20 protein-coding genes are annotated in these 16,321 nt (G+C 35.0%); 17 read left to right on the top strand and 3 right to left on the bottom strand.

Translation table 11 applies throughout. The features are described from left to right. Positions 1 to 20: 20 nt before the first annotated feature. From CDOM16190_RS00195 to CDOM16190_RS00175, 5 genes are read left to right on the top strand one after another with little or no spacing between them, the layout of a single operon-like run. Entirely contained in the window at positions 21 to 629 is a 609-nt protein-coding gene (locus tag CDOM16190_RS00195) for a trimeric intracellular cation channel family protein (protein WP_170018375.1), read from the top strand. Between the two features lie 11 nt (positions 630 to 640). Continuing rightward, entirely contained in the window at positions 641 to 1,804 is a 1,164-nt protein-coding gene (locus CDOM16190_RS00190; RefSeq protein WP_170018374.1) for an acetylornithine transaminase, read from the top strand. Then, positions 1,788 to 2,777: an SAM-dependent methyltransferase gene (locus tag CDOM16190_RS00185; RefSeq protein WP_349644363.1), complete on the top strand. Its 990-nt coding sequence runs from the start codon at positions 1,788 to 1,790 to the stop codon at positions 2,775 to 2,777. Before CDOM16190_RS00190 ends, CDOM16190_RS00185 begins: the two co-directional genes overlap by 17 nt. After that, a complete protein-coding gene (locus CDOM16190_RS00180) occupies positions 2,777 to 3,646 on the top strand; it encodes a fumarylacetoacetate hydrolase family protein (protein WP_170018373.1) in 870 nt (289 codons plus the stop codon). Before CDOM16190_RS00185 ends, CDOM16190_RS00180 begins: the two co-directional genes overlap by 1 nt. Positions 3,647 to 3,676: 30 nt before the next feature. Continuing rightward, positions 3,677 to 4,219 carry a ClbS/DfsB family four-helix bundle protein gene (locus tag CDOM16190_RS00175; RefSeq protein ID WP_170018372.1) on the top strand — a complete coding sequence of 181 codons (543 nt, stop codon included), beginning with the start codon at positions 3,677 to 3,679 and terminating at the stop codon, positions 4,217 to 4,219. Positions 4,220 to 4,342: 123 nt separating this feature from the next. On the opposite strand, the gene CDOM16190_RS00170 is transcribed toward CDOM16190_RS00175, so the two are convergent. Next, positions 4,343 to 4,639, bottom strand: coding sequence for a helix-turn-helix transcriptional regulator (locus CDOM16190_RS00170; protein WP_170018371.1), 297 nt, complete (start codon positions 4,637 to 4,639; stop codon positions 4,343 to 4,345). 97 nt (positions 4,640 to 4,736) lie between these two features. Here CDOM16190_RS00170 and CDOM16190_RS00165 point away from each other — a divergent pair, with 97 nt between their 5' ends. From CDOM16190_RS00165 to CDOM16190_RS00150, 4 genes are read left to right on the top strand one after another with little or no spacing between them, the layout of a single operon-like run. Beyond that, a complete protein-coding gene (locus CDOM16190_RS00165) occupies positions 4,737 to 5,315 on the top strand; it encodes a TerD family protein (protein WP_170018370.1) in 579 nt (192 codons plus the stop codon). 9 nt (positions 5,316 to 5,324) lie between these two features. After that, entirely contained in the window at positions 5,325 to 5,927 is a 603-nt protein-coding gene (locus tag CDOM16190_RS00160) for a TerD family protein (protein WP_170018369.1), read from the top strand. A gap of 11 nt (positions 5,928 to 5,938) precedes the next feature. Then, positions 5,939 to 6,292, top strand: coding sequence for a hypothetical protein (locus CDOM16190_RS00155; RefSeq protein ID WP_170018368.1), 354 nt, complete (start codon positions 5,939 to 5,941; stop codon positions 6,290 to 6,292). 12 nt (positions 6,293 to 6,304) lie between these two features. Beyond that, on the top strand, positions 6,305 to 7,315 hold the full coding sequence (locus CDOM16190_RS00150; protein ID WP_170018367.1) for a TerC/Alx family metal homeostasis membrane protein: 1,011 nt from the start codon (positions 6,305 to 6,307) through the stop codon (positions 7,313 to 7,315). A 31-nt stretch (positions 7,316 to 7,346) separates the two neighbouring features. Here CDOM16190_RS00150 and acpS read toward each other — a convergent pair whose 3' ends face one another. Together acpS and fliL are read right to left on the bottom strand one after the other, a co-directional pair. After that, a complete protein-coding gene (gene acpS, locus CDOM16190_RS00145; RefSeq protein WP_170018366.1) occupies positions 7,347 to 7,694 on the bottom strand; it encodes a holo-ACP synthase in 348 nt (115 codons plus the stop codon). Next, positions 7,691 to 8,221 carry a flagellar basal body-associated protein FliL gene (gene fliL, locus CDOM16190_RS00140; protein WP_170018365.1) on the bottom strand — a complete coding sequence of 177 codons (531 nt, stop codon included), beginning with the start codon at positions 8,219 to 8,221 and terminating at the stop codon, positions 7,691 to 7,693. Before fliL ends, acpS begins: the two co-directional genes overlap by 4 nt. Before the next feature lie 53 nt (positions 8,222 to 8,274). Here fliL and ybaK point away from each other — a divergent pair, with 53 nt between their 5' ends. The 8 genes from ybaK (at position 8,275) to CDOM16190_RS00100 (ending at position 16,321) form a co-directional block, all read left to right on the top strand. Beyond that, a complete protein-coding gene (ybaK, locus tag CDOM16190_RS00135; protein WP_170018364.1) occupies positions 8,275 to 8,748 on the top strand; it encodes a Cys-tRNA(Pro) deacylase in 474 nt (157 codons plus the stop codon). A 70-nt stretch (positions 8,749 to 8,818) separates the two neighbouring features. After that, positions 8,819 to 10,189, top strand: coding sequence for a phosphomannomutase/phosphoglucomutase (locus CDOM16190_RS00130; protein WP_170018363.1), 1,371 nt, complete (start codon positions 8,819 to 8,821; stop codon positions 10,187 to 10,189). A 4-nt stretch (positions 10,190 to 10,193) separates the two neighbouring features. After that, the gene (locus CDOM16190_RS00125; protein WP_170018362.1) at positions 10,194 to 11,537 is read left to right on the top strand and encodes a mannose-1-phosphate guanylyltransferase/mannose-6-phosphate isomerase; all 1,344 of its coding nucleotides are present in this window, start codon (positions 10,194 to 10,196) and stop codon (positions 11,535 to 11,537) included. A gap of 10 nt (positions 11,538 to 11,547) precedes the next feature. Beyond that, complete coding sequence (locus tag CDOM16190_RS00120) at positions 11,548 to 12,684, top strand: glycosyltransferase family 4 protein (RefSeq protein ID WP_170018361.1); 1,137 nt, start codon at positions 11,548 to 11,550, stop codon at positions 12,682 to 12,684. Continuing rightward, positions 12,668 to 13,285: a sugar transferase gene (locus tag CDOM16190_RS00115; protein ID WP_170018360.1), complete on the top strand. Its 618-nt coding sequence runs from the start codon at positions 12,668 to 12,670 to the stop codon at positions 13,283 to 13,285. Before CDOM16190_RS00120 ends, CDOM16190_RS00115 begins: the two co-directional genes overlap by 17 nt. A gap of 72 nt (positions 13,286 to 13,357) precedes the next feature. Further along, on the top strand, positions 13,358 to 14,128 hold the full coding sequence (locus CDOM16190_RS00110) for an ABC transporter permease (RefSeq protein ID WP_170018359.1): 771 nt from the start codon (positions 13,358 to 13,360) through the stop codon (positions 14,126 to 14,128). After that, a complete protein-coding gene (locus CDOM16190_RS00105) occupies positions 14,125 to 15,330 on the top strand; it encodes an ABC transporter ATP-binding protein (RefSeq protein ID WP_170018358.1) in 1,206 nt (401 codons plus the stop codon). Before CDOM16190_RS00110 ends, CDOM16190_RS00105 begins: the two co-directional genes overlap by 4 nt. After that, positions 15,323 to 16,321, top strand: coding sequence for a class I SAM-dependent methyltransferase (locus tag CDOM16190_RS00100; RefSeq protein ID WP_170018357.1), 999 nt, complete (start codon positions 15,323 to 15,325; stop codon positions 16,319 to 16,321). Before CDOM16190_RS00105 ends, CDOM16190_RS00100 begins: the two co-directional genes overlap by 8 nt.

Genomic DNA, 16,321 nt, shown 5'->3' with positions numbered 1-16,321 from the left:
TTTACAAAAAGCGGTGACTTATGGATGTTTTCCTTATTGTTGAAGTTGTTGGCATAGCTTCGGCTGCACTTAGCGGATTTTACTTCGCTATCAGAAAAAATTGCGACTGGCTTGGTATCTTTGTGGCGGGATTTTTGACCGCTCTTGGCGGCGGACTTATGCGTGACGCGATAGTTTCGCGCCCTCCTTATTCGTTTACAAACTACTTGCCCGGGCTCATCGTGGTCGTTATCTTAATAGCTGCGGCGCTTCTTAAGCTGCATAAGCGCGAGGATTTGGAGACTAAATTTTTATTTATCACGACTGATGCTTTCGGTATTGTAAGCTTTTCTATAGTCGGAGCCATCGTAGCGCTTGAGTATAACTTCAACTTTTTTGGCGTTATTATGGTTGCGCTTTGTAACGGAGTTGGCGGAGGCATACTGCGCGATATCTTGCTAAATGAGGTTCCTTGGTTTTTAAAGACGGGACTTTACGCTACAGTTTGTTTGAGTGTAGGCACGGTATATTATTTTATGGACTACTTTGGATTTACAAATATATATTGGGTGATGTTGCTTTTTACTTTCGGAGTGGTTTTTAGACTTTTGGCTTATTATAGAGGCTGGCATCTGCCAAGGCTTGATTAAAAGGAGTAAATATGTATCTTTTAAACACTTATGCGAGATTTGATTTTGGATTTGAAAGGGGCGAGGGCTCTGTGCTTTTTGACGCAAAGGGCAGGGATTATATCGATTTTGCCTCGGGTATCGGCGTAAATTCGCTCGGATACGCTCACAAAAGAGTTGTAAAAACCATAAGCGACCAAGCGGGCAAGATACTTCATAGCTCAAACATATACCGCATAAAACCGCAAGAAAAGCTTGCAAAGCAGATTTCAAAAATGCTTGGCTTTAAAACCTTTAGCTTTTTTTGTAATTCCGGCGCAGAGGCAAACGAGTGTGCCATAAAGCTAGCTAGAAAGTATGGCGCCACAAATTTTAAATATAAGAAATTTGAGATCATAAGCCTTGCAAACTCCTTTCACGGCAGAACTCTTGCGACCTTAAAGCTAACTGGTCAAGATAAATTTCATCCCGAAATTTACGCTCCTTACATCGATGGCTTTAAATTTTACGGCAGTATCGGCGAGATAATTGAAAATATAAGTGAAAAAACCGTTGCCGTTATGATAGAGCTGGTTCAAGGCGAAGGCGGTATAAACGCGCTTGATAAGAGTGAAGTAAAATGCCTTGCAAAAGTTTTAAAGGAGAAAAAACTGCTTCTTATGACCGATGAGGTGCAGTGCGGAGTATTTAGAACGGGCGAGTTTGTTACATCTAAGCTTTATGGTATAAAGCCTGATATCATTACCTTTGCCAAGGGGCTTGGCGCGGGCGTGCCGATAGGTGTTTGCGTAAGCAAAAAAGAGATATTTGAGCCTGGCGATCACGGCTCAACTTTTGGTGGAAATTTCTTGGCAACTGCAACTGCGCTAACTGCACTAGATGAGCTTAAAAAGCTTAAAAAAAGCGGCAAGATAGATAAGCAGATAGAAATTTTTAATGAAAATTTAGATGAGCTCTGCGCCAAATTTCCAAAAGTCATCAAGCAAAAAGAAGGACTTGGACTCATGCTAGGCCTAGTGCTTCATGAAGGCGTAAATTTAGCCGACATCATAAAGCTAGCCGCTAAAAACCGCGTTTTGGTGCTTAAATCAGGCACAAGCACGCTTAGATTTTTGCCGCCTTTAAATATGAAAAAAAGCGAGATAAAAGAGGGCTTTAAAAGACTTCAAAAGGCGCTTAGTGAGTATAAAATTTAGCTCGTACTTTAACGAGTGGCTGAATAAAAACTACTACAAATCCCCCGCCAGAGTAGGTAAAGGCGGGGATTTTTATACTTCTGTTAGCGTCGGACCTCTTTTTGGCGTTACGCTTGCTTACCGTTTTTTAAATTTGGTTGAAAAAGGCGAATTTTCACCGTACGCAAATATCGTTGAGATAGGTGCAAATGACGGCGCTATGATGTGTGATTTTATAAGCGGAATTTTTACTTTTGGGCCTGAAATTTTAAAAACGCTAAAATTTAATATCATCGAACCGCATGAAAATTTAAAAGAGATCCAGGCTAAAAATTTCAAGCAAAAATTTAGTAATGAGGTATGCGTAAAGCACTTTAATAGCCTGAAAGAGTGTGAGTTTAACGAGGCTTTTTTCATCTCAAACGAGCTTCTTGACTGCTTTGCTTGTGAGGTGGTGGATGAAGATAAAATGCTTTATGTGAAAGATGATGAGCTCTTTTGGGATGGCATAAATAGCTATACTTTAGCAACTTGCAAAAAATTTGGCATTAGCAAAGGCGAAGTTATGCTTGGACTTAAGGAGTTTGCAAATGACATTAAAAACTGTGTAAATAGGCTTAAATTCATTACTTTTGACTACGGAGATATAAGCAGGCGAGATGATATAACACTTAGAATTTACAAAGATCACAAGGTTTTTAGCCCTTTTGAGCTTACAAATTTAAAAGAGTATTTCGGCATAAGCGATATAACTTATGATGTGAATTTTGTGCAGGTTAAAGATGAGTTTGAAAGCTGCGGACTTAAATTTAAAAGCTTTAAAAAGCAGTCCGTAGCGATAGTTGAATTTGGCGGTGCAGAAGTGCTTGAATACGTGCTTAAAAACGGTAGTGAGAGCGCTTATAAAAGCTTTTTAAAGCAGTTTAAGTTCTTAACTAGCCCTGAGTTTTTGGGCGAGAGATTTAAAATGATAGAGTTTGATAAGGAGATATGATGAAATTTGTAACATTTTTTGACGGCTGTGTAAAAAGTGGCATAGTAAGCTTTGATGGCTCCATTATCAGTTTTGGCGAAATGGGGCTTGAAATTAGCGATTTAAATGATTTTATCTTGCGAGCCGGCAAGCAAGACTATGAGCATTTAAAAGAATTTAAAAGCCATACGAGCAAGCTTAAATTTGGTGAGGCAAAGCTGCTTGCACCTATCATAACTCCGCGTCAAGATATCATCTGTCTTGGCATAAACTACATGGAGCATGCTAAGGAGTCGGCCAAATTTAAAGGCGAGAAATTTGACGGCACACGTGAATATCCGGTCTATTTTTCAAAACGAGTTAATGAGGTAGTCGGGCACAAGGGCGAAATTTTAGCTCATGAAGATGTTACGCAAAAGCTTGATTATGAGGTGGAGCTTGCACTCATCATAAAAAAAGACGCTAAAAATGTAAAAGAAGAAGAAGCGGGCGAATATATCCTTGGATACACGATACTAAATGATTTTAGCGCGCGTGATTTGCAAATTCGCCATAAGCAGTTTTACTTCGGCAAGTCACTTGAAACTCACTGCTCGATGGGTCCTGTGGTGGTGACACCTGATGAGCTTGATAGTGCAAATTTAGCTATCAAATGCTACGTAAACAATGAACTCAGACAGAACTCAAATACTTCACAAATGATCTTTGATGAAAGGTATGTGATCGCCGAGTTAAGCCAAGCGATGACGCTAAAAGCTGGCACCATCATCTCTCTTGGCACGCCAAGTGGAGTTGGTATGGGGCTTGAGCCGCCTAAATTTCTAAAGAGTGGCGATGTGGTGCGTTGCGAGATAGAAAATATCGGAGTGCTTGAAAATATTATAAAGTAAGGTTTGAATGTTTGAAATATAGGAGATAGTATGCCAAGACCTGCAACAAAGAGTGATTTAATAGATGTGGCGACCGAGAACTACTCAATGCTCAGTCTGCTTATTTCAAATTTGACCGAGGTGGAACTAAATACTCCGTTTGATTTTTTAAAGGACAAGAAGAAAAAAGAGGCACACTGGGCTAGAGATAAAAATTTAAGAGATGTTTTAGTCCATCTTTATGAGTGGCACCGACTTATTTTAAACTGGATTAACTCAAATCAAAATGGAGTCGAAAGACCGTTTTTGCCGTTGCTGTACAACTGGAAAACTTATGGCGATATGAATATGGAGTTTTGGAGAAAGCATCAAAAGACTTCGCTAAAAGAGGCGACAAAGCTGCTTCGTAGGTCGCATGACGATGTTTTGAAGCTGGCAGAGTCTTTTACTAACGAGGAGTTATTTTCTAAAAGTGTGTTTAAATGGACAGGCGGAACTACACTTAGCTCTTATTTTGTGAGTGCCACCTCAAGCCATTATGATTGGGCGATGAAAAAGCTAAAAGCACATCAAAAGAGTTGCAAGAGTAAATAATATACGGTGTATTTTACAAAAAAGCAAAATATCCGCACTAGAGCCTAGCTTATCAACGATTTGAAACACCAAATAAATGTACAGATGCTGGAATTACAAAATCATCATCATCATGGCTTATGCTTATAGCCTATTGTTTGTTTTATAGTTAAAATTTATATGTTTGATGTCTTTGAAAATATCCTCAATATCTATTTTTAGAGCCTTTGAAATTTTATAAATATGCTCTAGGTTAAAATGCTTATTGTATCTATTGTTTTCGCAATTGGAGTAAAAAGCAACAGATTTTATTCCAATTTCAAGAGCTAAATCAAGCTGAGAGATATTTTTTTCTTCTCTAAGAAATCTAATTCTTTTTGATACTTTTTTATAAAAATCTAAAATTTCACCACTATCAGAATTGCTAAAATCTTTTTGCATATTTATCCTATAGGATTAATTTTAGTTTAAATTTTGCAGTGTTATAATTCATTATTCTATATCCTATAGGATAAATAAAAATATATAAGGAGATATCATGGGCGTAAATCTATCAAAAGGCGGTAGAGTTTCTTTAAGCAAAGAAGCTCCTGGATTAAAGAAAGTTTTAGTAGGTCTTGGATGGGATACTAATGCAAGTGATACCGGTAGTGATTTTGATCTTGATGCATCGGTATTTTTATTAAACAGTCAAAACAAGGTTCAATCCGATAAAGATTTTGTGTTTTATAATAATCTAACCAGCACAGACGGTTCTGTTGTTCATACTGGTGATAATAGAACGGGAGAGGGCGATGGAGATGATGAGAGTATAAAAATAGATCTTAGTAAGATATCATCATATATTAAAGATATATCGGTAGTAGTAACTATTCATGATGCAAAAAATAGAAAACAAAATTTTGGAATGGTAAAAAATGCTTTTATACGTTTAGTTAATGATGAAACAGGCGTAGAAATATTGAAATATGATCTTGAAGAAGATTTTTCCACAGAAACAGCCATATTGTTTGGAAGAATATATTTCAAAGACAATGAATGGAAATTTGCCGCAGTAGGAACCGGATATAGTGAAGGATTAGAGGGTTTTTGCAAGCAATACGGAGTTGATATTTAAGGATATAAAATGGCTGTAAATTTAATAAAAGGTCAGAAAATATCTTTAAAAAAGGATAACGGAGCAGTTTTAACTAATTTTTGCGTAGGCGCAAATTGGGGTGCTATCACTGAAAAAGGATTTTTTCGCGATAAGATTAGGCCTGTTGATTTGGATCTAAGTCTGGCAATTTTTGATAGAAATAAACAGCTTTGTGACATAGTTTATTTTGGCAAAAAAGCAGCACCGGGAATTTTTCATAGCGGTGATGACTTAACAGGTGATGTTGATGGCGACGATGGACTTGATAATGAAATAATAACTATAGATTTATCAAAAGTTGCAAACAACGTAGATCAAATATTTTTTGTATTAAATTCTTATAATCAAATTGAATTTGACAAAATCCCATTTGCTAGCATAAGGCTTTACGAAGGAACTCCGAAAAGAGTTGATAGAATATTTGCAACTTATAATATTGCAAACGATCATACTTTTGCATATAAGGTTTCAATGATACTTGGTAAGCTTTATATTAGAAATGGTGAATGGAAATTTTCAGCCATTGGAGAACCTACGAGAGATAGAAAGCTTGATGATTTAGTACTAAACTCTGTTGTAAATTTCTTATAAGAGCAATCAAGATGAAAATATTTATCTTGATCTGTTCTATTGCAATATCATTGATAGGCGGTGAATATAAAATACCGCCTTCAAGTTCTGCTTATGGATATGTTCCGGTTATTAGCGATGAGATGATGAAAAAATGTATTGAAGTATATAATCAAGCTCAATGGCTAGAAAATAGTTTAAATTCGTTCCGTGTAGATCAATATTCAAGCCTTGAAGTTAAAGAATATAATAGATTATTATATAAATATAATAGTTTAATAAATTGGTTTAATTTTAATTGCGCTGGAAAACAATCTAAATCAGCTTGTGAAGTGACAAAAAAGCTGAATAAACAGAATGGATTACCATATCAAGACTGTAATTAATTAAGGGTAAATATGGAGCATTTGGGATTTCCTTTACAAACTATTATTGTATTTGTTATTTTTGTTGTAGCTGCTTTTTGTGTGGATTTTATGGCACATAAAAAAGATGAGTCTATAGGACTAAAAAGCGCAATCATATGGTCTATTTTTTGGGTTGTAGTTTCTATATTTTTTGGCATTTATGTATATTATGAGCATGGAAAAGATATGGCATCACTATTCTTTGCAGGCTACATCCTTGAGAAAGCGTTGTCGGTGGATAATCTTTTCGTAATGATGGCAATTTTTACTTGGTTTAAAATACCTGAGATATATAGACATAGAATTTTGTATTTTGGTATTTTAGGAGCTATTGTGTTTAGACTTATTTTTGTAGCCATAGGCTCCGGGCTTGTATTAATAGGACCTTGGGCTGAAATAGTATTTGCTGTTGTAGTGGCATATACGGGTATTATGATGCTAAAGAGCGGTGGTGATGATGAAGAATTACATGATTATTCGCAGCATTTTGCATATCGCTTGGTGTATAAATATTTTCCTGTATTTCCTAGACTTGTCGGACACAGTTTTTTTATATCAAAGCAAACAGCCCGAGATGAAATTAATCAAAATCAAGATATAAAATTTACTGTTAAAAACAGTATGTTTGCTATAGCAACGCCACTTTTTTTATGTTTGTGTGTAATAGAGGTTAGTGACGTAATGTTCGCTTTTGATAGTGTTCCAGCGATTATTGCAGTATCTCAAGAGCCTCTTATAATATATTCGGCAATGATTTTTGCAATACTTGGATTGAGAACTTTATATTTTGTACTGGAAGCATTAAAACAATATTTGATGTATTTAGAAAAAGCTGTGATAGTTCTTTTGTTTTTTATATCCATAAAATTACTATTAAATGCAACAAATCATATTTTTATGCATGGATATGAAATTTCGGCTATAGCTAGTTTGTGGATAATACTTATAGTTTTATCTAGCGGAATAGTGTTTAGCTTTGTTTTTCCACAGAATAAAGAATAATCTAACCAAATAGTTTTGTTGTAAATGCAAACTATTTGGTTAATATAACCGCTGCGATAGCAAAACCGCCGTCGTGGCTTATGCTTACGTCCGCTTGTGAGATTTTGAAATTTTGTTTGAGTTTATCTGAGAGTTTGATCTTTGGTGCGTTTTTTTCGGTTTTATAAATTTCTATATCAAAAAACGAACAATCCTTGCCAATGCCGCATCCCAAAGCCTTACTAACGGCCTCTTTAGCGGCATAAAACCCTGCTAAGGTTGAGTCTGTCTTTGCTAAATTTATCTCGTCTTTATTTAAAAAGCGCTCGGCGAAACTCTTACCGTAACGCTCACGAAGTTTTGAAATTCTAGAAATTGCGACTATATCTATTCCTATCATTGAACAACAAAATCTGTAAAGTATATGTTTTTGATATGTCCGTCGGCTAAGACCTCGTTAAGTCTATCCACTATCTCGTCTTTTAGGCGGTCTTTGCCCTTTATCGTGCTAACTTCTTCAAAGGTTTTAGACGATAGAGTCCTAATGATAATATCGCGAATTAGGGATTTTTTCTTATCTATTTCAGGAGTTAAGACCTCATTGTTTAGCTCCAAATCAACCTTTGTTTTAAGAAATCTTGAGCCGCTTTCGCTTAATAAATTTACTATAAATTGATCCATAGGGTGTATGGGACCCATATTTATATAGTCGTTTGAGCGTTTTGGGCTTGTATTTCTTGAGATTTGTTGAGGCTGTTGCATTGTTTGCATATCTTGCGCATTTATTTGCTGATTATCATTGCCTCCTAAAACTAAAAATGCTATCAAGCCTCCGATAGCTAAAAGTAGCACTAAAACGATAATGATTATTATAAGCAAAAGACTATTTCCCTTTTTATCTTGCTTCTCTTCAACCTCTTGGGCCATCAACACTCCTTTTTTTGTATAATTATATAACAAAATTTAAAAAATGAGAAAAAATGATACATAAAACTAACGCAGCTAGATTTTTGGATGCTAAAAATATAGCTTACGAACTATGCGAATACGAAGTGGATGAGAACGATTTAAGCGCCGTTAGCGTAGCTTTAAAGTGTGGTGCGGATATAAAGCAGGTTTATAAAACGATAGTGTGCGAGTGTGAGCCAAAAGGATTTGTCGTAGCTTGTATTCAGGGTGATTTGAGCCTTGATCTAAAGGCTTTAGCTAGAGCCAGCGGACATAAGCGTTGTGAGCTTTTAAATTTAAGGGAGCTTGAAAAAGTAACAGGCTACATCAGAGGCGGCTGCTCGCCTATCGCGATGAAAAAGGCTTTTGATACTTTTATCGACGAGCGAGTTTTGCAACAGGAATTTATATACATAAGCGCAGGCGTTAGAGGCAAGCAGTTGCGTTTAAAACCTAACGAATTTATAGAAGCGATGGGCGTAAAGCTTGCAGCTATCGCTAAATGATAATTAATAAAAAGATGATATAATCCGCTTTAATTTTTTAAATTTAGTATATTTTAAAGAGATGTGATTGATGCTGGAAGAAATTTTTAGAGAGTATGATATACGCGGAATTTACGAGAGAGATCTAAATGAAACAAGCGTAAAGGCTATAGGCTTAAATTTGGGTCGCGAGATGTTAAAGCGCGGGGCTAAAAACGTAAGTGTGGGATATGATGCGAGGCTTAGTGCAAAAGATATTTTTGGCTGGCTTGTTAGCGGGCTAAACGCTGCTGGTATAGAGGTCTTTGATATCGGACTGCTTCCTACGCCGGTTGGATATTTTAGCGTTTTTAACGACAAATTTGACGCAAATATCATGATAACCGGCTCTCATAATCCAAAAGAATACAACGGATTTAAGATTACGATTTTTAAAGATAGCTACTTTGGTGCTGATCTTCAAAAGCTAAAAGATGAGGTTATCTCCACTATCAAGTCTAAAACGCAGATAAAAGATGACTTTAGAGCGGTTAAATTTGATATCGCAAGCGAGTATAAAAAATTTATCATAGATCAGTTTGCACATCTTAAAAACATGAAACTAAAAATAGTAATGGACTGTGCAAACGGAGCCGTGGGAGCGGTACTTCCTGAAATTTGCGATAGTTTAAATTTAGACGCTGAAATTTTATATCCAAACCCTGACGGAAATTTTCCAAACCACCATCCCGATCCAAGCGAAGAGAAAAATTTAAAAGATATAAAAGAGGCTTTAAAGGGCGAATTTGAGATAGGCTTTGGCTTTGACGGAGACGGCGATCGTATAGCAGTTCTTACTAAAAACCGCAACATAAAAGGCGATGAGCTAGCCTACCTATACTCTCTTGTGATGAAAAATCCGCGAGTTTTAGGCGAGGTAAAATGCTCGCAAAATATGTATGACGAGATCGATAAAAACGGCGGCAAGAGCTTCATGGGTAAAACCGGTCATAGCAATATCAAAAAAGCTATGAAGGAGCTAAATATCGATATGGCGGCGGAAGTTAGCGGTCATATATTTTTTAAAGAGCGATATTTTGGCTTTGATGACGCTTTGTATGCGATGTTTAGGGTGCTTGAGCTTGTTCAAAAGGACATAAATTTAGATGCCGAGCTTGAAAAACTTCCAAAAGTTTTTAGTACCGATGAGATCAAGATAGAAACTAGCGAAAGTAAGAAATTTAAGATAATCGAAGCTTTAAAGCTTGAGCTTGCAAAAGGGGTAAAAGAGCTTCCTGAAGCAAAAGAGATCATTGATATAGACGGTGTTAGAGTCAGATTTGAAGATGGCTGGGCTCTTGTAAGAGCTTCAAATACAACTCCTGTCATCGTAACTAGGTTTGAGGCTAAGAGTGAGGTTTTGCTTAAAAAACTTAGCGAAATCTTTTTAAATTTAGTCGAAAATTTAAAGAATAGGGTGTAAATTTATGACAAATGTAATACTTTGCGGAGGCTCGGGCACTAGACTTTGGCCACTTTCAAGAACTCTTATGCCAAAGCAGTTTGTTAAAATTTTTAATGACGAATCACTTTTTAGCCTCACTTTAAAGAGAAATTATGAATTTCAAAAGAGTGTAATTGTATGCAATGAGGCTCATTATTTTTTAGCTCTTGATGAGTGCAGCAGTAAAGAGATAGAGAGATTTATTTTAGAACCTTTTGGTAAAAACACTGCTGCTGCGATAACTTTTGCGGCTTTGAGTGCAAAAAGCGATGAAATTTTATTAGTAACTCCAAGCGATCATATGATAGAGGATGAGGATGCTTATAAAAAATCACTTATGACGGCAAAAGAGTATGCCAAAGACGGGTTTTTAGTCACTTTTGGCATTAAGCCTACTGAGCCAAATACTGGATATGGATATATGAAAGCTGAAAAAAATGGCGATGTGGAGAGATTTATCGAAAAGCCCAACCTTGAAAATGCGGTTAAATTTATAAAAGATGGTGGGTATTACTTTAATAGCGGAATGTTCTGCTTTAAAGCGGGAGTCTTTTTGGAAGAGATGATGAAATTTTCTCCAAGTATAGTAAAAAACGTTCGTTTGGCGATAGAAAATTCTCACCTAGAGGCAAATGTCTTAAAAATAAATCCAAAATATATGGATTCTATTGAGGATATAAGTATTGATTACGCATTGATGCAAAAGAGCATGAAGATAAAGATGGTTGGTCTTGATGCCGGATGGAGCGATGTGGGAAGCTTCGATGAGCTTAGTAGAAAGATCGAAAACAGCAAAGAGATTTACGAGATAGACTCTAAAAACAACTTTGTGATTAGCAAAAAGCCAACAGCTCTTATAGATGCTAACGACCTAATAATAGTGAATACAAAAGATGCTCTTTTGATTACTAAAAGAGGGTCTAGTCAAAAGGTAAAAGAGGCTCAAAAACATTTTCAGAATTTCTTTCCTGATCTTTGCGAAGCGCACTCTAAGGTTTTTCGCCCTTGGGGAAGTTACGAGGTCTTAGAGAGTAGTGGCGGCTATAAGATAAAAAAGATAATAGTTAGACCAGGAAAGAGACTGAGCCTGCAAAAACATCTAAGGAGAAACGAGCACTGGGTAGTTGTTAAGGGTAAGGCCTTTGTAACTATTGATGATAGGGAGTTTTATCTCAATCAAAATGAATCTACTTATATAAAAAGCGGGCAAATTCACAGATTGGAAAATCAAGAGAGCTCAAATTTAATAATCATAGAGGTTCAAACGGGCGACTATTTGGGTGAAGATGATATTATTAGACTAAACGACGATTACAATAGATCTTAATAGGAATTTGATGAAAAAGGCTTTAGTGCATGATTGGTTTAGTGTATACGCGGGTGCGGAGCGATGCGTAGAGAGCTTTACAAATATCTGGGATGATTTTGATATATTCTCTCTTGTTGATTTTTTAGACTCGAAAGATAGAGAGATAATCCTTAAAGGCAAGATTTCACAAACCAGCTTTATACAAAATTTACCACTTTCAAAGAATAAATTTAGAAATTACCTTCCGCTATTTCCTTTTGCTATAGAGCAGCTTGATCTACGCGAATACGATCTTGTCCTATCAAGCTCTCATGCGGTTGCTAAAGGTGTTTTAACAAGACACGATCAGTTGCATATCAGTTACATTCACACTCCGATTCGTTATGCTTGGGACATGTATCTTAACTACCTTGAACAAAATTCTCTGCAAAGCGGATTTAAGTCTCTTCTGGCAAGATATTTTTTGCATAAAATTCGTCTTTGGGACATAGCTTGTGCAAATAGAGTCGATCTTTATATTGCAAATTCAAATTTTGTATCAAATAGGATAAGAAAAATTTACCGTAAAGATTCAAAAGTCATCTATCCTCCTGTAGATACTAATAAATTTAAAATAAATTCTAAAAAAGATGATTTTTACATCACAGTCTCAAGGCTGGTCGCCTATAAAAAAGTTGATTTGATAGTAAGAGCATTTAATGAGAATGGCAAAAAGCTGGTAGTGATAGGAGATGGCAATGAGATGACAAGGATAAAGAGCATAGCAAGGAGTAATATAGAGATATTGGGTTTTCAGGATAGCAAAATATCCGCCGATATGATGAGTAGGGCTAAAGCCTTTGTTTTTGCTGCAATTGAGGACTTTGGAATAACCCCTGTTGAGGCGCAAGCTTGCGGAACGCCTGTGATATGCCTAAATAGAGGTGGGGCGAGAGAGAGCGTGATAGATGGAGTAAGTGGGGTTTATTTTGCTGATCAAAATGTGCAGAGCATAGTTGAAGCGGTAGATAAGTTTGAGAAAAATTTGGATAAATTTGACTCAAATATTATAAAAGCTCATGCCAATAAGTTTTCAAAAGATAGATTTGAATCGGAGATAAAGGAATTTGTGGAGGACAGTTATGATAAATTTCGCTTTGGCGGTATAGATGCGCTTAGAAAATAAAATTTTATTAAAAATGGTTATGGATTATGTTTTAGTGGTAATCAGTATACCGATATGGCTGTTTGTTATAGTATTGATCGCAATTAGTATGAAAATCTTACAGCCTAGTGAGAGCATATTTTTTAAGCAAAAGAGGATTGGGCGCTTTAATAAAGCGTTTGACTGCTATAAATTTAGATCGATGTATAAAAACGGACATGAAATTTTGATCCAATATCTTAAGGAAAATCCAGATGAAGTCGAGCACTACAAGAGGTATCATAAGTATAAAAATGATCCCAGAATAACAAAGATTGGGCATTTTATCAGAAAAACATCTTTGGATGAGTTGCCTCAGCTTTTTAATGTATTAAAGCTGGAGATGAGCTTAGTAGGACCAAGACCATATATGATAGCCGAAAAGAAAAAAATCGGAGCAAATATTAAAAAAATAACAAGCGTTAGACCTGGACTTACAGGTCTTTGGCAAGTAAGTGGCGGAAATAAATTATCATTTCACGATAGGGTTGATCTAGACTGTAGGTATGTAGATAATATCTCGATTTTAGGCGATATTTTAATACTTATTAAAACCATAAAAATAGTTTTTAAAAACCAGTAATAGACACCAAATAATCTATGTTTAATCTCTTTTAGATATAATCATTAAAATTTTAATTACGGTCAATATATATTGCTAAAAAAAAATATTATTAATACTTATCAACTTGTAAAATTCGATTTTAAAAGCAGATACGCCAAGACTAGCCTAGGTCAAATTTGGTATCTTATATCTCCTATTATAATGCTTTTTATCTATACGGTTATATTTTCAGATTTTATGAGTGCAAGGCTTGGTATAAGCGATCAGCCATACGCATATAGCATATATTTGATACCAGGGCTTTTTGCTTATTCTGCATTTAGTAATACTCTTACTTTAATGATGGATGTTCCGTTTGCAAAGGCTGGAATTTTAAAGAAAATCAACACCCCTATCTATATTTTTGAGCTTAGCCCTTTAATAATTCAATTTTTGATATTTATTTTTTCCATGTTTATAGGAGTTTTGTTTCTTGTTACAGTAAAAGAAATAAGCTTTAATATACTTTTTATAATTCCGATGATGATATTGCAGACTCTTTTTGTATTTGGTTTAGGGCTTTTTTTATCGGTTTTTGCAGTATTTTTTAGAGATATTAAAGAGATAATACCTATTGTCCTTCAGCTTTTATTTTGGGCTACTCCTATCGTATATCCGGCCTATATAATCGAACAAAAGGCAAAAATTTTACTGTATATAAATCCGTTTTATTACTTTGTCAGACCATATCAGGATATTTTTTTATTGGGTTCTGTAAAACTAAATGATTTTATAGCCCCAGCAATTCTGTCCGCTACATCTCTTGTTGTCGGTATATTTTTTTACAAGAAGCTTGTGGGGGCGGTAAGAGATAACTTATGAGTGTAGTTTTAAGAGTTAAAAATATTACAAAAGAATTTAGAGTTTATGAGCGCCAAAGAGATAGACTTAAAGAGATTTTTCAAAAAAAACCTCTGCATAAAAAATTCTTTGCAAATCGCGATATAAGCTTTGACTTGTATAGTGGCGAAAGCCTTGGTATAGTGGGCTTAAATGGGGCGGGTAAATCTACGCTTTTAAAGATAATAAGCGGTGTTTTAATGCAAACTTCAGGAAGTATAGAAGTCAATGGATCAATAGCTGCAATACTAGAACTTGGAACAGGTTTTAATTACGATTTAAGTGGTGTGGAAAATATATATTTTAACGGTTATCTACTCGGAATGAGCAAGGCTTATATAGATGAAAACTTGCAAGATATTATAGCTTTTAGCGAGCTTGATGAGTTTATAAATTTACCTATTAGTGCTTATTCTTCAGGAATGGTAGTGCGTCTTGCGTTTTCTATAGCTATATTTTCAAATGCTCAAATTTTTATAATAGACGAGGCTCTATCGGTAGGAGATGCTCACTTTTCTCAAAAGTGTATAAAAAAACTAAAAGATATAAAAGCTGAAGGAAAGAGTATTATATTTGTATCTCACGATCTAAACTCGTTAAAACTTCTTTGTGATCGTATTATACTTCTAAAATCAGGAGAAGTGGTTAAAGATGGCGATCCTCAGGATGTCTTGGATGCTTATAACTATTTGATAACTGAAATTGGTAAAGCTGATGAAAATTTAAACCAGTTAAATAGTAGTTATGGTAGTAAAGAGGCTATAATAACAAATGTTTGTATGAAAAAAGACAGTAACGATGTCTCTGTAGTATGCTGCGGCGATAGTGTAAGTTTTGAAATAGAAATTTATGCTGATCAAGACTTAAAAGATCTCTCTTTAGGGTTTTTGATTAAGGATAAATTTGGACAAGATATATATGGTACAAATACCAATTTGCTTGGCATTGATTTGGATTTAAAAAAAGATAAAAGATATTTAATAAATTTAGACTTGAAGCTTAATATTGGAGTCGGGTTTTATACCGTTACTTTGGCTTTGCATTCAAATGATACTCATATAGAGAAGTGTTATCATTGGATTGATAGTATTTTTAAATTTGAACTTATAAATTCTGACAAAAAAGACTTTATAGGAATTTGTAAGTTGAATCCATATATTCATATAAAGGAAATGAATGGATAAAGGTTTTTACGTAGCTTTTGAAAATAGATTTAGAGGTAGCGAAGAGCTCATTAAAGAGAGACAAAAAAAATATCTTAAATTTATAAATCCATTAAAAGAGATAAAAAATGAAGTTAATGTTCTTGATATAGGGTGTGGAAGAGGTGAATGGCTTGATTTGCTCTTAGAAAATGGTTTTAAAGCAAAAGGTATAGATATAGACGATGATATGATTGAATTATCTTTAGGTAAGGGGTTTGATGTAGAAAAAAGCGATGCTATTTCTAAGTTAAAATCTCTTGGGGATAATAGTATTGATATCATTACGGCCTTTCAAGTAGTAGAGCATATGGAGTTTAGTGATGTGCTTGAAATTTGCAAAGAAGCCATGAGAGTCTTGAGTCCTTGCGGAATTTTAATACTTGAGACACCAAATCCTGAAAATATCATGGTTTCAACTCAATTGTTTTATCTTGATACTACACACAAAAAACCGATTCCTTGCGAACTTCTTGCTTTTACTACTGAGTATTGCGGATTTGAGAGAAATTTTATATTTAAAACTAACGAGAAAGAATTTACGAGATATAAATTTAATGTTACAATATTTGATGTGTTTGAAGGAGTAAGTCCTGATTATGCCATCATAGCTCAAAAAAATGGAGAGCAAAAAAATATATTTGATGAAGCTTTCATTGTTTCAGCAGGAGTAAATTTAGCTCAAATTTCAAAAAGCTATATGGATACTATTAGGCTGTATAATGAGCACAACGAATATGCACAAAGATATATGCAGTTAAAGGAAGACTTTGACGGTATGAAACGTAGCAAGTCATGGAGAATAACAAAGCCTTTGAGGATTTTTACAAATTTTGCTAAAAAAGTGATTAGACGTCTTAAAAGGTATAAGTCTCAGCTTGTGGGATCTTGCGTGAAAATGCCGATTAGCAATGGTGTAGATGCTAATTTGACTAAGCAAGAATTAGAAATTTACAACCGATTAAAAAGGTAG

Origin of the sequence: Campylobacter sp. RM16190, assembly GCF_012978835.1 — a bacterium.
Classification (GTDB): Bacteria; Campylobacterota; Campylobacteria; order Campylobacterales; family Campylobacteraceae; genus Campylobacter_A.
This window is presented reverse-complemented; position numbering and strand designations above follow the sequence as displayed.

Bases quoted from the DNA above. Each gene is read 5' to 3' on its own strand.
- CDOM16190_RS00195 (WP_170018375.1), top strand. From the start codon at position 21: ATGGATGTTTTCCTTATTGTTGAAGTTGTTGGCATAGCTTCGGCTGCA.
- CDOM16190_RS00190 (WP_170018374.1), top strand. From the start codon at position 641: ATGTATCTTTTAAACACTTATGCGAGATTTGATTTTGGATTTGAAAGG.
- CDOM16190_RS00180 (WP_170018373.1), top strand. From the start codon at position 2,777: ATGAAATTTGTAACATTTTTTGACGGCTGTGTAAAAAGTGGCATAGTA.
- CDOM16190_RS00175 (WP_170018372.1), top strand. From the start codon at position 3,677: ATGCCAAGACCTGCAACAAAGAGTGATTTAATAGATGTGGCGACCGAG.
- CDOM16190_RS00170 (WP_170018371.1), bottom strand. From the start codon at position 4,639: ATGCAAAAAGATTTTAGCAATTCTGATAGTGGTGAAATTTTAGATTTT.
- CDOM16190_RS00165 (WP_170018370.1), top strand. From the start codon at position 4,737: ATGGGCGTAAATCTATCAAAAGGCGGTAGAGTTTCTTTAAGCAAAGAA.
- CDOM16190_RS00160 (WP_170018369.1), top strand. From the start codon at position 5,325: ATGGCTGTAAATTTAATAAAAGGTCAGAAAATATCTTTAAAAAAGGAT.
- CDOM16190_RS00155 (WP_170018368.1), top strand. From the start codon at position 5,939: ATGAAAATATTTATCTTGATCTGTTCTATTGCAATATCATTGATAGGC.
- CDOM16190_RS00150 (WP_170018367.1), top strand. From the start codon at position 6,305: ATGGAGCATTTGGGATTTCCTTTACAAACTATTATTGTATTTGTTATT.
- acpS (WP_170018366.1), bottom strand. From the start codon at position 7,694: ATGATAGGAATAGATATAGTCGCAATTTCTAGAATTTCAAAACTTCGT.
- fliL (WP_170018365.1), bottom strand. From the start codon at position 8,221: ATGGCCCAAGAGGTTGAAGAGAAGCAAGATAAAAAGGGAAATAGTCTT.
- ybaK (WP_170018364.1), top strand. From the start codon at position 8,275: ATGATACATAAAACTAACGCAGCTAGATTTTTGGATGCTAAAAATATA.
- CDOM16190_RS00130 (WP_170018363.1), top strand. From the start codon at position 8,819: ATGCTGGAAGAAATTTTTAGAGAGTATGATATACGCGGAATTTACGAG.
- CDOM16190_RS00125 (WP_170018362.1), top strand. From the start codon at position 10,194: ATGACAAATGTAATACTTTGCGGAGGCTCGGGCACTAGACTTTGGCCA.
- CDOM16190_RS00120 (WP_170018361.1), top strand. From the start codon at position 11,548: ATGAAAAAGGCTTTAGTGCATGATTGGTTTAGTGTATACGCGGGTGCG.
- CDOM16190_RS00115 (WP_170018360.1), top strand. From the start codon at position 12,668: ATGCGCTTAGAAAATAAAATTTTATTAAAAATGGTTATGGATTATGTT.
- CDOM16190_RS00105 (WP_170018358.1), top strand. From the start codon at position 14,125: ATGAGTGTAGTTTTAAGAGTTAAAAATATTACAAAAGAATTTAGAGTT.
- CDOM16190_RS00100 (WP_170018357.1), top strand. From the start codon at position 15,323: ATGGATAAAGGTTTTTACGTAGCTTTTGAAAATAGATTTAGAGGTAGC.